The 12840-nt window shown below is 47.9% G+C and carries 13 protein-coding genes and 2 pseudogenes; 7 read left to right on the top strand and 8 right to left on the bottom strand.

The window, feature by feature from the left end; all coding sequences use genetic code 11:
* Positions 1 to 80: 80 nt before the first annotated feature.
* The 4 genes from NDI34_RS25850 to NDI34_RS25835 form a co-directional block, all read right to left on the bottom strand.
* Positions 81 to 575 carry a GNAT family N-acetyltransferase gene (locus NDI34_RS25850; RefSeq protein WP_348234250.1) on the bottom strand — a complete coding sequence of 165 codons (495 nt, stop codon included), beginning with the start codon at positions 573 to 575 and terminating at the stop codon, positions 81 to 83.
* A 44-nt stretch (positions 576 to 619) separates the two neighbouring features.
* The gene (locus NDI34_RS25845) at positions 620 to 922 is read right to left on the bottom strand and encodes a hypothetical protein (protein WP_190432968.1); all 303 of its coding nucleotides are present in this window, start codon (positions 920 to 922) and stop codon (positions 620 to 622) included.
* A 13-nt stretch (positions 923 to 935) separates the two neighbouring features.
* Positions 936 to 1526, bottom strand: coding sequence for a PadR family transcriptional regulator (locus NDI34_RS25840; protein ID WP_190432970.1), 591 nt, complete (start codon positions 1524 to 1526; stop codon positions 936 to 938).
* 519 nt (positions 1527 to 2045) lie between these two features.
* Positions 2046 to 2213 (bottom strand): hypothetical protein, encoded by a 168-nt coding sequence (locus tag NDI34_RS25835; RefSeq protein WP_348234249.1) that lies wholly within the window; start codon positions 2211 to 2213, stop codon positions 2046 to 2048.
* A gap of 139 nt (positions 2214 to 2352) precedes the next feature.
* Between NDI34_RS25835 and NDI34_RS25830 the strand changes: the two genes are divergently transcribed.
* Together NDI34_RS25830 and NDI34_RS25825 are read left to right on the top strand one after the other, a co-directional pair.
* Positions 2353 to 2796 (top strand): ester cyclase, encoded by a 444-nt coding sequence (locus NDI34_RS25830; RefSeq protein WP_242030512.1) that lies wholly within the window; start codon positions 2353 to 2355, stop codon positions 2794 to 2796.
* A 206-nt stretch (positions 2797 to 3002) separates the two neighbouring features.
* The gene (locus NDI34_RS25825; RefSeq protein WP_348234248.1) at positions 3003 to 4196 is read left to right on the top strand and encodes a GUN4 domain-containing protein; all 1194 of its coding nucleotides are present in this window, start codon (positions 3003 to 3005) and stop codon (positions 4194 to 4196) included.
* On the opposite strand, the gene NDI34_RS25820 is transcribed toward NDI34_RS25825, so the two are convergent.
* Positions 4174 to 4794 carry an alpha-ketoglutarate-dependent dioxygenase AlkB gene (locus tag NDI34_RS25820; RefSeq protein WP_348234247.1) on the bottom strand — a complete coding sequence of 207 codons (621 nt, stop codon included), beginning with the start codon at positions 4792 to 4794 and terminating at the stop codon, positions 4174 to 4176. The genes NDI34_RS25825 and NDI34_RS25820 overlap by 23 nt on opposite strands.
* A gap of 306 nt (positions 4795 to 5100) precedes the next feature.
* On the opposite strand from NDI34_RS25820, the gene NDI34_RS25815 reads away from it, so the two are divergent.
* Together NDI34_RS25815 and NDI34_RS25810 are read left to right on the top strand one after the other, a co-directional pair.
* Complete coding sequence (locus NDI34_RS25815) at positions 5101 to 8676, top strand: DNA methyltransferase (RefSeq protein WP_348234246.1); 3576 nt, start codon at positions 5101 to 5103, stop codon at positions 8674 to 8676.
* Between the two features lie 171 nt (positions 8677 to 8847).
* Positions 8848 to 9153, top strand: a pseudogene (locus NDI34_RS25810) (Uma2 family endonuclease); the annotation flags it as partial.
* A 213-nt stretch (positions 9154 to 9366) separates the two neighbouring features.
* Here the strand turns inward: NDI34_RS25810 and NDI34_RS25805 are convergent.
* The gene (locus NDI34_RS25805; protein ID WP_348234245.1) at positions 9367 to 9711 is read right to left on the bottom strand and encodes a hypothetical protein; all 345 of its coding nucleotides are present in this window, start codon (positions 9709 to 9711) and stop codon (positions 9367 to 9369) included.
* A 193-nt stretch (positions 9712 to 9904) separates the two neighbouring features.
* Positions 9905 to 10111 (bottom strand): hypothetical protein, encoded by a 207-nt coding sequence (locus tag NDI34_RS25800; RefSeq protein ID WP_190527990.1) that lies wholly within the window; start codon positions 10109 to 10111, stop codon positions 9905 to 9907.
* A 68-nt stretch (positions 10112 to 10179) separates the two neighbouring features.
* On the opposite strand from NDI34_RS25800, the pseudogene NDI34_RS25795 reads away from it, so the two are divergent.
* Positions 10180 to 10476: pseudogene (locus tag NDI34_RS25795) on the top strand (Uma2 family endonuclease); the annotation flags it as partial.
* Between the two features lie 40 nt (positions 10477 to 10516).
* Here NDI34_RS25795 and NDI34_RS25790 read toward each other — a convergent pair.
* On the bottom strand, positions 10517 to 10705 hold the full coding sequence (locus NDI34_RS25790) for a hypothetical protein (protein WP_190412461.1): 189 nt from the start codon (positions 10703 to 10705) through the stop codon (positions 10517 to 10519).
* A 30-nt stretch (positions 10706 to 10735) separates the two neighbouring features.
* Here NDI34_RS25790 and NDI34_RS25785 point away from each other — a divergent pair, with 30 nt between their 5' ends.
* Together NDI34_RS25785 and NDI34_RS25780 are read left to right on the top strand one after the other, a co-directional pair.
* Entirely contained in the window at positions 10736 to 11569 is an 834-nt protein-coding gene (locus NDI34_RS25785) for an aldo/keto reductase (protein WP_348234244.1), read from the top strand.
* A gap of 99 nt (positions 11570 to 11668) precedes the next feature.
* Positions 11669 to 12840 (top strand): family 1 glycosylhydrolase (locus NDI34_RS25780; RefSeq protein WP_348234243.1); only part of this gene is annotated, 1172 nt, incomplete at its 3' end.

Genomic DNA, 12840 nt, shown 5'->3' with positions numbered 1-12840 from the left:
AAAATGGTTGATACTTTGCTTGCTACTGCACTTGATTTAGTCAATCCAAAACACCTACGCAACTGGTTCACAAACTGCTGCTACTGTACTTCATGAACTTGCAATCTGCTGTATCTGGCAACTGGGAATAGCTCGAAGCCCACCTTTTCATAGGTGTGACGGGCTGGGGCATGACCAGGATCACCTCCAGTCTCAACCATAGCAATAGACATCCCAGCATCTTTCATCCAAGCCAGAGCGAATTCTATCAGAGCACTACCAATGCCATGACCTTGAAAGTCTGGATCGACAGCAACCATGTAGATTTCACCCATGCTGTCGTCTGAGTGTAGTTTCACGGCTACAAATCCCACAGTAGAACCTGCATCGATAGCAACCCATACGTTCGTGTCTTCCGCAGCACAGACATCCTCAACAGCTTTTTGCTGGCTCACACGCCAATGATTGGGATAGAATGCCTGGTACACATCAGCGTTCATCGCGTTCTGAATCGAATCAAAGACCGGAGCCCATGCCCGAAGCGAAAGACGAATAACAGCATCAAGGTGGCGAGGGTCGTATGGTTCAATTTGCATTCCCACATGAACTCCAGTTAATTCTGCAAGCTTTATCGAACATACTACAATATAGTACAAGCTCTGATAGCTTGGTTTTGAATGCTTACAGCAACTTGCCTCAATCGACGCCAAGCGGTTTTCGCTTGCTTTGAGAGTTCCGCTTCTAGACTGAGAATCTTGGCTTTTGCAGTCGCCTGTTCCTTGTGAAGCGTTTCCTGAAGATAGTGTAGAGATTTTTTCAACTGTTCAATTTTCTGCTGTGCATCAGTGTTTTGAAAGGCTCTCAGCTGTGGTAAACCCTCAGCATCTTGACCCGGAGTACGACAGACAGCAACGCAAGTTGGGCAGTTCGTTACCTCTAACATAACAACCTCCCGCTTACTGCTCTGCAAGCAGCTTGTAAATCTCACGCTTTACCTGAACAAGCAGATCGCGTACTCGATTGGCTTGCTCCACATTGCCACTTCGAGCAACTTGGGTGACAGCATCATTTAACTGGGTTAAAGTATGCCGCAATTCAATCAATTCAGAAGGCTTATTTTCTGTAAAACTATCGTGAGCATTTCTTGAATGGGAGTGCTGGTTGCGATCGCTCAAGAATTGTCTGCCACTCTCGGTAATCGTATAAACCCGCTTGCCCTCGACCTCCTCACTGGTCAAATAACCGCCTTCTTCCAACATCTGAAGCGTGGGATAAACAGAGCCTGGACTAGGGCGGCGAAAGCCACCACGACGTGCTTCTAGCTCTTTCATCAATTCATAACCATGCTGGGGACGCTCAGATAGAAGCCCAAGCAGAATGAACTTAATGTCACCGCGACGAGTGCGAGGCTCATCTCCCCATCCGCCACCCGACGAACCTCTGCGTCCATGTCGCCCACTCATGAAGAATGGATTGCTAAGTCCTTGTCCTTCTCCTGCCCATGCTGGCACGAAAAAACCGGGATGAAATTGTCTGTGTCTGAACATACTTTGCTCCTTGTGATTGTGAGTTATCGCGATATATCGTTAACCTTAAAATTAATCTATCGCGATATATCGAATTTGACAATCACAAGTTCTACATATCTGCTCAGTTGTCAATTGCCCACTAAAAATTTGAGTTAGGGTAAAAAGGTCAAGAGAGGTTGAGTTAGACTCAACCTCTCAACGCTCTCGCATCTCCATTTTGTTCATCGACGTTGACAAAAACAGGAAAGCTCACAGCCTTGGTTGCTTGCCGGGAAAAGATTTCAGACGTTGTGGTACTCAATTGTCAGGAACGGTGCTTACCCCTAAAGCAGAAGCTTGTAGTATATTAGTAGCACGTCTCAACCCCTCATGGTTTCGTTAGCGCTCGATCGGGCTTTGCCTAAAGCAAATCGTAGAACTGTTGCTTCCGGAGGTACAAGGCAGCATACATTACACCCCTTGGCGTAGGCATATCAGAGCCAGAGGCAACACATTGGGCTACAGTCAAACCCCCTGCACAAAACCACGACCTAGTATTCAATGTTCAAAAGTAACACGGACATCTGGCAGCGATCGCGCTTGTTTAGTTATTGGGTGAGTGCAATCCGTATCCTCCAAAAGGTGTCTTTGCTCGTAGTAGATCACCTTTGCACCACCGCCGTCAAACCAGCAGTCCGTACAGTATGGTGTTAGTCCACGCTGCATCTGTTGATAGTGCGATCGCTCATCACCGTAGGTTGAATCGGGCTTTGGAAAACTAACATCTCATTATTTATGTGATTCATTTGGCAGCATTGCGGTTGTTTGCCAGCACTTAGTATCACTGTTGTGCAGCAAATAATAATTGGTTGTAATTGTCTTTGGTATGATTAGCGATATGAAATCGCCCAAAGAAGTTCTACACGACTGGGTTGCGGCCTATAACGCTCGCGATCCTTACGCACTCATCGAGCTTTATCACGATGATGCCATCAACCATCAGGTTGCTTTTGGTGCCCCACTTCAAGGGCGCGAGGTACTGCTTGAGAGTTTCATCGCCTTCTTCAATGCCTTTCCAGACAACTACACGCATCCTGAAAATATCTTCGAGGATGGTGAGTGGGCGATCGTTGAGTGGAGCGGTGGCGGTACATTCTTGGGTGAGCTTGGCGGCAACCCACCAACCGGCAAGAGTTTTACACTACGCGGGTGTGGCTTCTTTCAGGTCATTGATGGCAAAATTCGTTTCCAGCGTGGCTACATAGACAAGTACACTTGGTTCACGCAAATTGGTTTACCAGTCTCATAGGCTTGTAAGTGTTGCACAACAACGAAGCTCATCCGAGTGTCGGCAGCAAAGGCGGCTTAACTTTGCCTTTCGTCTTCTGAGTTTATCGGTGCGGACAAATAGAGAGATCGCCTTTGTATCTCAAACTGAAACAAAGCAACTGATTCAATCGCAAACTTGCCAGACTGGAAACGACATCAAGATTAAAGAATACTTAAGCTAGCGATATGAAGCGCTCTATTGCAGTTGGACTACTGACATTTCTGGCTATTGGCTGTAGCACCAATCTTCCAACATCCTCCACTCAATCTCCCGCACCTGTAGCAATTGCTGCCAAACCTGCTGCCAACTCCTCAACCGTCCAAAGTCGGGATGTGTTTTATCTAAGCGATCGCTTTGGGTTCCGCTTCGTTTCCCCGCGTGGCTATGTCATCACGCCTACCGAAACGACTCAATCGACGAAGCCAAGTCCCCCGCTGGAAGTCCTAGAAGTCTGGCAGCAGAAAGATTTTTTGAACCGGGAGAATTTACCTGAAACTCCTCCGATCGTCAGCATCACTATTTACGACAACTCCAAGCGGTTGCCCCTCACCAGTTGGAAAGGCGAACTCAGCCAAAATGACGATCGCCCCCTCACCGTTGCGGGACAGAAAGCGATCGCTTACACTTCGACTGGACTCTACGAGTCTGATAACGTGCTATTCAGCAGTCCCGATGGTCGCTATGTATTTCGCCTACAAGGAGCCTACCTGCAAAAGAACGATTCCATCCGGCAGGTATATCAGGACACCGTTAAAAGCTTTACCTTCGATGCGATCGCTAGCACTTCTCCTAACAAATGGCGCATCAACTACAGCCGCCTCAAAAGCCTTTTAGCCGCCGGTGACTGGCGAGGTGCGGATGTAGAAACTCGCGCCATCTTCCAGCGATTGCAGAAACTCCAAGGACAGGGTGCAGACTTACTCTACGGCAGCAAAACTCTGCTCAATAGTCTTCCCTGCGAAGACTTTCGTACCATAGATACCCTCTGGTTGCAAGCCAGTAAGGGACGCTTTGGGTACAGCGCTCAAAAGCGCATCTGGCAGCAAACTGCCTCCCAGACAAAAAATCCGAAAGCACGAGTTGAGAAGTTCGGTCAGGCAGTGGGATGGTATAGATCCCAACCATTGCCGGAAAAGAATCCTTTTGGGGTAGTGTTAGCTGGAACCAAATGGCGGTTGGATTCAGAACTGAATTCTACTGCTACCGCACCAATCGGACAGTTTCCCTGGGCAGGAATTTCCTCAAACTTACTGAGTGACATGCTCAGCGAACCCGGTTGTGGCAGTTGTACCACGGATGCCATTTATCTTGCTAGCGATCGCTATTATGACTACGTGCCTGCTTTGTTTACCAAACTCAATCAGTGTCAAGTTCGCTAGTTAGGCGAACTGACAAGTCAATGACTCGAAAGGTCAAATTAATCCGGGGAGGAACCGGACGTTTAGTCTTAGGAATTTGATGCTGCCAGTAGTGCTGCGTTGTCCCCTGCATCAGTAGAAAACTACCAGAAGTTAACTCCAGTTGATGCTTTAAGCCTTTCTCGGCTCGGTGCCGCAGTATGAACCGCCGCGTTCCTCCCAAACTCAGAGAACCAATGACTGGATTGTGTCCTAGTTCCGGTTCATCATCGCTGTGCCAGCCCATACTGTCGTTGCCATCTCGGTAGAGATTGAGCAACACGCTGTTGAACACCACACCAGAAACGGCTTCAGCCTTTGCCTTGAGGTCAAGTAGCGTGCGTGTCCAGGGAGAGGGGTGCATCGTGATGCCAGAGTAAGTGTAGGATACACCGGGATTCGCATACCAAGCCGTCAGTCTGGGTTGAGGCATTGAGCGCCCGTAGATGCTAATCCAGTCTTGTCGCCAGTCGATTGTTTCAGTCAGTTGTGTGAGCAAGCGATCGCTTTCCTGCTCATCTAGCAGAGACGGGTAGAACACGATATCTGCATCAGGCAGTTGAAGAGGGACACTGATCATAAGACAAACAAAACTGAGGGCGGCAAGAAATCAGCTCTCCAGAACCCTAAACGACAACAGGTAATCCTGCCAGAGCCTTCGCTACTTCCTCCTCCTGTAAGCAAAACTTGGGCAAGGTCGAAGTTTCGAGTTCAGAGGTCGGAAGGTAAGGGTTGGAGGGTGGAATTTCTCATAAAACCTCGACAGCCAAGTTGAGAGTTTGTAGGTTGGGGGTGTAAACGGGAATACTAACCATGAGGAGATGATTTCACAATCGCCTCATAGGATTCTGTCCCCCAATTTCCTGACCTCCAAAACAAGCCATTCATGACTCCATCCGATGCAGCCCGAATTGAGCAGTTTATTACCCGTTGGCAAAATTCTAGTGGCAATGAGCGTGCTAACTATCAAATGTTCTTTTCGGAACTCTGTGATGCGCTGGGAGTGAAGCGTCCGGATGTGAAGGGTAGTGTGACAGGCGATCCGTACTGTTTTGATAAAGACATCACGATTTATCATCCTAGCGGCAAGAAAACACCAGGTTATATTGACTTCTACAAAGCCGAGCATTTTGTTATTGAGGCGAAGCAGGGTAGCGAAAAATCCGGCAAAGGAACGGCAAAACGCGGCACGAATACTTACCTCAAGGCGATGGAAGCAGCATTTGTGCAGGCGATCGCTTATATCCGCAATTTAGCCAGTAAACCTCCATTTCTGTTGACCTGTGATATTGGCGATCACTTTGAGCTGTGGATGGGCTTCAGCGGTGACTATGGTGGATATGGGGCGCGTCAGGATATTGGACTGACTGCTCTGCGAAAGCCAGAGATTTTTGATTTATTCGTTGACATCTTTACCGATCCGCAAAAGCGCAACCCTGAAAAGATTGCGGCGAAGGTGACGCGAGAAGTAGCGGAAGACTTGGCGGAATTATCAAAGCGATTAGAAGGTTTGCATGAACCGGAAGAGGTTGCCCATTTCCTCATGCGCTGCATCTTCACCATGTTTGCTGAAGATGTGGGGCTATTGAAGGAGCATTTGTTTACGGATGCGTTGGAGACGCGATGGTTGCCCAATCCCAAGAGTTTTAATGCGGAGGTAGAAGCCCTCTGGCAGGCAATGAATGATGGGACAAGCTTTGGCTTTTATGGCAGGTTGTTGAAGTTTAATGGGGGATTATTTGCCGATGCAAGGGCGTTTGAGTTGACGGAGGATCAGCTTCGGGTGTTGCTAACGGCAGCGAAGCGGGAATGGAAGGATGTAGAGCCTGCGATTTTTGGCACGTTGCTGGAACGGGCATTGGATTCAAAGGAACGCAGCAAACTGGGGGCGCATTATACGCCTAGATCGTATGTCGAGCGGTTGGTGCGTCCGGTGGTAATGGAACCGTTGCGGGAACAGTGGGATTTGGTGCAGGGTGAGGTGAAGCAAATTTTGGGGGATGTGGAAAAAGAGCCGACTACTGCCCAGAAGAAGAAAGCTGTTGTAGCATTGGAAGGGTTTCTGACAGAGTTGCGCCAGGTGCAAATTCTCGATCCGGCGTGTGGGTCGGGAAATTTCTTGTATGTGACGCTGGATTTGATCAAGCAACTGGAGTCGGAGGTGTTGCGTCGTCTGGAAGATGTGACAGGTCAGGCACAGTTACGGTTGGATATTGACCAGGTGAACCCATCGCAGTTTTTGGGGATAGAGATTAACCCCCGTGCGGCGGCGATCGCTGATTTGGTCATCTGGATTGGTTATTTGCAGTGGCACTTCAGACAGTTTGGCAACATTCCTCCCGTAGAGCCTGTGTTGCGCGAGTACAAAAATATTGAATGCCGGGACGCGGTGCTGGCGTATGACGGTAAAGAAGAGGATATTGACCCGAAGACGGGGAAGGTGAGGACGCGATGGGGCGGACGGATGATGAAGCATCCGGTGACGGGGGAAATGGTGCCTGATCCGAGCGATCGGATTCCGATTTATCGGTATATTAATCCACGATCGGCTGAGTGGCAGGAGGCAGATTATATTGTGTCAAATCCTCCGTTTATTGGGAATGCAAGAATGCGTGATCGCTTGGGTGATGGATATGCGGAAACGCTGCGCCTAGTGTATTCAGATGTACCTGAAACGGTTGATTACGTGATGTACTGGTGGCACAAAGCTGCTGAATTAGTAAGACAAAATGCATATCAGCGATTTGGTCTAGTCACCACTAATACAATCTCCCAATTTAGACAGAGATCAGTTATTGAGTTACATCAAAAACAGAATATTTCACTAAAAATATTTTTTGCAGTACCGGATCATCCTTGGACAGATGAAGGGGCAGCCGTCAGGATTGCAATGACTGGAGCACAACTAACTGATAATGACCAGTATTCAAAACTTTCTCAAATTGGACATTTAACATTTAAGTCGAATAGGAAATTTAGTCTAGAGGAAGAAACCCCAGAGGATTCTTCTGATTATGTGAGGCTCACATTCAAAAACATCGGCTTGATTAACAGTAATTTGAAGGCAGGAGTGAATTTATCAAGTGTAGTAAAACTCAAATCTAATTTTGGCATTAGCTTTCGTGGATTTGAGGTAGGCGGAAAGGGATTCATTATAAATTCTAGTCTCGCAAATAATTGGCTGAGGCAAGATAGTCGTCTCGACAGAATTATCAAGCCGTACTTTGGCGGAAAAGAATTTGCAAGTTACAAAAAAGATAGGTACGTAATTGATTTTCACAACTTGACGCAACAGGAATCAGCAAAATTTTCTCTACCCTTCCAACATCTTCTAGAGCAAGTTAAACCATTTCGAGTCATAAATGAGGAGCAATCAAGACAAGAAAAATGGTGGTTATTCAGACGATCTGGTGAAGTCATAAGAGCTTCGTTCACAGACTTAAAACGTTACATTGCCACTATCTACACTTCAAAACACCGAGTTTTCACATTTTTGGACAAAGACATAATGCCTGATGCAACTTTAGTCTTAGTTGCTTCTGAGGATGCTTATAAACTTGGTGTTCTGTCAAGTTATATTCATATCATTTGGGCACTTGCAACAGGCGGAACGTTGGAAGACCGACCACGCTATAATCAACCGCGATGCTTCGATCCCTTCCCCTTCCCAGAACCCACACTCGAACTCAAACAAAAAATCCGCGAACTGGGCGAACGCCTCGATGCCCACCGCAAGCGTGTTCAGGCACAGCATCCCGATGTCACCATCACTGCCATGTATAACCTGCTGGAAAAGATCCGCGCAGGGGTCGAACTCACCGATAAAGACCGGGAATTTAACAACAAAGCGCTGGTTTCTACGCTGAAGCAAATCCATGATGAGTTGGATGTAGCGGTGTTTGAGGCGTATGGGTGGAGTGATTTGTTAGCTCCCCCCCAACCCCAAAAAAGCGGAGAGAATGCGGACGGTTCGGCTTCTTCACTTGCTCAAGAGGGAACTGAGGGGGGAGCAATGCAGAACTTGGATGAGATGATTTTGGAACGCTTGGTCGCCTTAAATGCAGAACGCGCTGAAGAAGAACGCAATGGCTTCATTCGCTGGTTGCGTCCAGAATATCAAGCTCCTGGTGAAGTACATATTCAGCAAGTGATTGAAGGTATCGCTGAAGTCGAAGAGGAAACGGCGATCGCCCCCGTTGAACAACAAAAATTTCCCAAAGCCTTCAAAGATCAACTCGCTGCGGTGCGCGATTTGCTCCGCACTCAAGGCGGTGAATGGACAGTGGAGCAAATCGCGGCTCAATTCAAAGGCGCATCTCGACAAAAACAAACTATTCTCACCTGTCTCGAAAGCCTGGAAGCATTGGGAATTATTGCCAAGCATGAAGAAGAAGGAAGCGATAGCGCTTCGCGCGACGAAGTCGTTCGCTGGTATCTGGCAGAGTTGCAAAAGGCAAGCTAGAAATTAGCAAAACCATTACCCCTGATCGATTGACTGAGGAAGAAGTAGCGATCGCAGAGGGCAAATAATCAGTTATATGCCTTCTAGCCCAATACCATAAAAGAAGTTACGTTAAAGCGATCGCCATCCAAACCCCATCACTCCTAATCTGGAAACAGACCAGAGACTGTTATGACCACGGCAACGATAGCAATACCCCAAAAGGAAGAACCCCTCCTGTTTGAGGGATTGACCTGGAGAGAGTTCAAAGCAGTCGAGCAATTGTTAGACCGTCCAGGATATCGGCTTTCCTTCCTGGATGGAGTACTGGAGATTCGACGGATGCCAGGGGAACCCCACGAAACAGTTAAGAAGAGGATCGGTGCATTGGTGGAGCTTTACCTGCTTATAGCAGGGTTTGACTTCACCCCAACTGGCTCCATGATCCTAGAAAGTGAAGCTGGAGCCGTCAAGCGAGAGGCGGATGAATCCTATAGAACCCATTTGACATCTTTTGCTGGGGTGCTTGGCTTTGAAGTAAGCCGTTACTTTGCGATCAATGATAGAGCCTGGTTAAACTCGACTGTTTTTTGCAAGAACAGGGATAAAACCAGCTAGCTGCAAGGCTTTTAGTTTCAGGAATAGATCTCAAATGGGTTCTATACAAGAGGGCAATCGAATTTGGCTGAACTACGAGCTAAGTTACAAATTTTATAGATTGATCGTCAGGATTTTTTTCTTGCTTTTTTTGTCGCTCAACACGACTGTATTGTAGGGTGATGTATCCGTTTCCGGCGGAATTGGCAGCCAAAAACTGGGGTTTTTATGATCGAGTTCGCCTAAATCAATGCTTTTCTTTATATCGCCATCTGTTGCCAGATAAGCGGTAAGTTCGCCTTTATAATCTTCAATTAAAAAGTCGCTAAATAAAACGACTTGCCCACCCTCAGGATGTATACCAAGGATGACCTGACCACTGAAAGTTGTGCCTTTTCGTTCTTCATCAACCGTTGCCATTATGATTTCTGAGGGGTCTTGACCGGACATATCTGCCATAAACTTTTTCCTGGGCGAATTCTCAACAATTGAAAATGATTTTACAAGAGCGCTATGGGCGATCGCAAAACTCTCAGGACGTATTTCTGCATCGGTCTTGCAAATGTATAGCCAAGTTACTTCGGGTTTAACGCCTAATTGGAAGATTGAGTAGGGATGAGTAGAGGCTGAAAGCGATCGCGAAGCGTTGCTGCTATAAGAGATCGCATCGCAGAAACCTGATAGAGGGGAGACGTTGAGAAGTTTCCGGATTCTGTTCTAGCAACCTACGAGAGCCACGGGAAGGGGTAGGCAGGAACACCAAGGTCAAATGCTTGTAGGTCATTTTCAAGGGGTCAGGAAGCGATCGCCTAAACAGCATCCCAGCACAAGAGGGTAGTACAGAGATAAGCTTTGCCATGCCTATAGAACCCATTTGACATCTCAACAAGAGGCTGAAAGTCTTTTGTTGAGATGTCAAATGGGTTCTATAAACTTACCCCTGGTCGAGTGCGTCCCGATCTGGCGATCGAAGTGGTGTTTACCAGTGGCGGCATTAACAAACTAGAGGTATACAAGCGCCTGAAGATTCCTGAAGTGTGGTTCTGGGAAGACGGAGTGCTAGAGATTTATCACCTGCGGGGAGAGGGCAACACTCTGGACTACGAAAAAATTTCCAGTAGTAAGGAAATGAAAGGGATCGATCTGGATTTGTTGTTACGTTGCATCAATATGGTGAATCACGTTGATGCCATCAAGACCTTTCAACAGGCACTCCAGAAATAGCTGGTCAAAGGCGATCGCGGCTCTGATCTTCGGTATTTCACTATAACGGCGATCGCAATTCCCACTGATGTGACTCAACTAGAAGCTTGCCAGCAGTTGATAGAGAAGGCGATCGCCGCATTGCGATGAGAACAAGTGCAAGCAGAACTACAAGCTCATTGCGTTTCCCACAACAGCGCTTTTCTCTACAATTGATGCCATGCCCATGCGTCAGCCAAAAAGCGCTCAAGGGCAATAGCTTGAATAGATGGAAACTGCTATGCGAACCCTTAAACTACCTTCTGGACAATTAATTCCGATTCTTGGTATGGGCACCTGGCAGATGGGGGAGAATGCCAGGAATCGCCAAAGCGAAATTGATGCCTTACGTCACGGACTCGATCTGGGTCTAACTCTGATTGACACTGCCGAAATGTATGGCGAAGGCGGTGCAGAGGAAGTAATCGCAGAAGCGATCGCTTCTCGTCGTGCAGAAGTCTTTCTAGTTAGCAAGGTCTACCCTCATAACGCCTCCAAGCAAGGTGCGATCGCTGCCTGCGAAAGAAGTCTCCAGCGGTTGAAAACCGACTATCTTGACCTTTACCTGCTGCACTGGCGCGGTTCTGTTCCATTAGCAGAAACTCTGGAAGCATTTCAGATGCTTCAACAATCCGGCAAAATTCGCACCTATGGGGTGAGTAATTTTGATGTCGAGGATATGGAAGAAGCCATTGGGTTGAAGGATGGGAAAGGAATTGCTACCAATCAAGTCCTCTACAACCTGATGCGACGGGGAATTGAGTGGAATTTACTGCCCTGGTGTCGGCAACAAGGTATCCCTATCATGGCGTATTCTCCAATTGAGCAAGGGCGTTTGCTGAACCATCAAACACTCAAGGCGATCGCTCAAGAACGAGGAGTCACTGCGGCTCAAGTAGCGATCGCCTGGCTGTTGCATCAAGACAATGTAATTGTAATTCCCAAATCCAGTCGCATTGACCATGTAGAGCAGAATTATGCTGCCCTGAATTTGAAATTGAATGCTGATGAATTGGCTTTCTTAAATGCTGCCTTTCCAGCACCCACTAAACCTGTTTCCTTAGAAATGCTGTGAACACTTCTCCAAAGAACTCAACGGATTTATCTCGCGTTGGATAGTGTCTCAAATGAGCAAGAGTGCCTACCATGACGAGTTAACTTACAGAGCAAACGCATGGCTCAACGACCTGGAATCTTCCCCACCTTCTTCATCTCTGGCTTTGAGTGTTCGACGTTTCTCTGGAAGGACAAGCAGCGGCGGAATCTGATTAAGGAGACACAGCACGATCGCCACGCACAGGAAGACTACAACATCTTGCGATCGCTGGGAATTGATGTGGCACGAGAAGGGATTCCTTGGCCTCTAGTCGATCGTAATGGCTGCTACGACTTCTCTAGCCTTGACACCACGATCAAAGCAATGCAGCAGACGCAGATCGTTCCCATCTGGGATCTCTGCCACTACGGATATCCAGACGATCTCGATCCATTTAGTGAGGAGTTTACCGAGCGCTTTGCCCGTTACTGTCGCGCCGCAGCAGAGTATGTAATTCCCCGCTTGCGTGGCCCCTATTTTTTCACGCCGATTAATGAAATTACGTTTTTCTCGTTCTGCGGTGGTGAGTGGGGTTGGGTTGCTCCTTATAAAACCACAAAAGAAGACCGTTTTCGCTTGCGATTGGCGTTGTGTAAGGCAGCGATCGCAGGGGTGAAAGCGATTCGGGAGGTAGAACCTGCCTCTAGGATGGTTCACATCGATCCCTTGGTTCAGGTGGTCGCACCGCGCGATCGCCCGGATCAGATCGAGGCAGCACATCACGAAACCTATGTGGATACGTTTTTGGCGTGGGATATTCTCTACGGGAAAGAGCATCCTGAACTCGGCTGTTCCTCGGAAATTCTCGATATCGTTGGGGCAAATCACTATTCCTTCGGTCAGATGGAATACCGAGAAAATGGCCCCCATCAGGCGCTAGAACCCCACGACGATCGCATCAAACCGCTTTGCGAGCTAATGCGGTGGGTGTGGGAACGCTATCGCAGACCGATGATCGTTGGCGAAACCAGTGGCATGGAAGCAGGCAGAGATGAGTGGCTAAAAGACGTAGTGGAAGAGTCTCTAGCAGCGGTTAATTCTGGGATGGATCTGCATGGCATTTGTTTATTCCCTGCTGTTGATATGCCGGATTGGCATACCGGAAAGTGGCTGCACAACGGGATTTACGATTTGGTGGAAGAAGGGGATAATCTGAAGCGGGTGCCTTGCGAACCATACATTGCAGAGCTACGACGCTGGCAGAAGGAATTCAATCGGGTCACGACACTGGATGCTGACCCCTTGAGCGA

Origin of the sequence: Trichocoleus sp. DQ-U1 (assembly GCF_039961925.1) — a bacterium.
Lineage (GTDB): Bacteria > Cyanobacteriota > Cyanobacteriia > Cyanobacteriales > FACHB-T130 > FACHB-T130.
The sequence above is the reverse complement of the archived record's forward strand: the minus strand, read 5'-3'. Positions and strand labels throughout refer to the sequence as shown.

Coding starts and splice junctions, on each gene's coding strand:
- NDI34_RS25850 (WP_348234250.1), bottom strand. CDS start 575: ATGCAAATTGAACCATACGACCCTCGCCACCTTGATGCTGTTATTCGT.
- NDI34_RS25845 (WP_190432968.1), bottom strand. CDS start 922: ATGTTAGAGGTAACGAACTGCCCAACTTGCGTTGCTGTCTGTCGTACT.
- NDI34_RS25840 (WP_190432970.1), bottom strand. CDS start 1,526: ATGTTCAGACACAGACAATTTCATCCCGGTTTTTTCGTGCCAGCATGG.
- NDI34_RS25835 (WP_348234249.1), bottom strand. CDS start 2,213: ATGCAGCGTGGACTAACACCATACTGTACGGACTGCTGGTTTGACGGC.
- NDI34_RS25825 (WP_348234248.1), top strand. CDS start 3,003: ATGAAGCGCTCTATTGCAGTTGGACTACTGACATTTCTGGCTATTGGC.
- NDI34_RS25820 (WP_348234247.1), bottom strand. CDS start 4,794: ATGATCAGTGTCCCTCTTCAACTGCCTGATGCAGATATCGTGTTCTAC.
- NDI34_RS25815 (WP_348234246.1), top strand. CDS start 5,101: ATGACTCCATCCGATGCAGCCCGAATTGAGCAGTTTATTACCCGTTGG.
- NDI34_RS25805 (WP_348234245.1), bottom strand. CDS start 9,711: ATGGCAGATATGTCCGGTCAAGACCCCTCAGAAATCATAATGGCAACG.
- NDI34_RS25800 (WP_190527990.1), bottom strand. CDS start 10,111: ATGGCAAAGCTTATCTCTGTACTACCCTCTTGTGCTGGGATGCTGTTT.
- NDI34_RS25785 (WP_348234244.1), top strand. CDS start 10,736: ATGCGAACCCTTAAACTACCTTCTGGACAATTAATTCCGATTCTTGGT.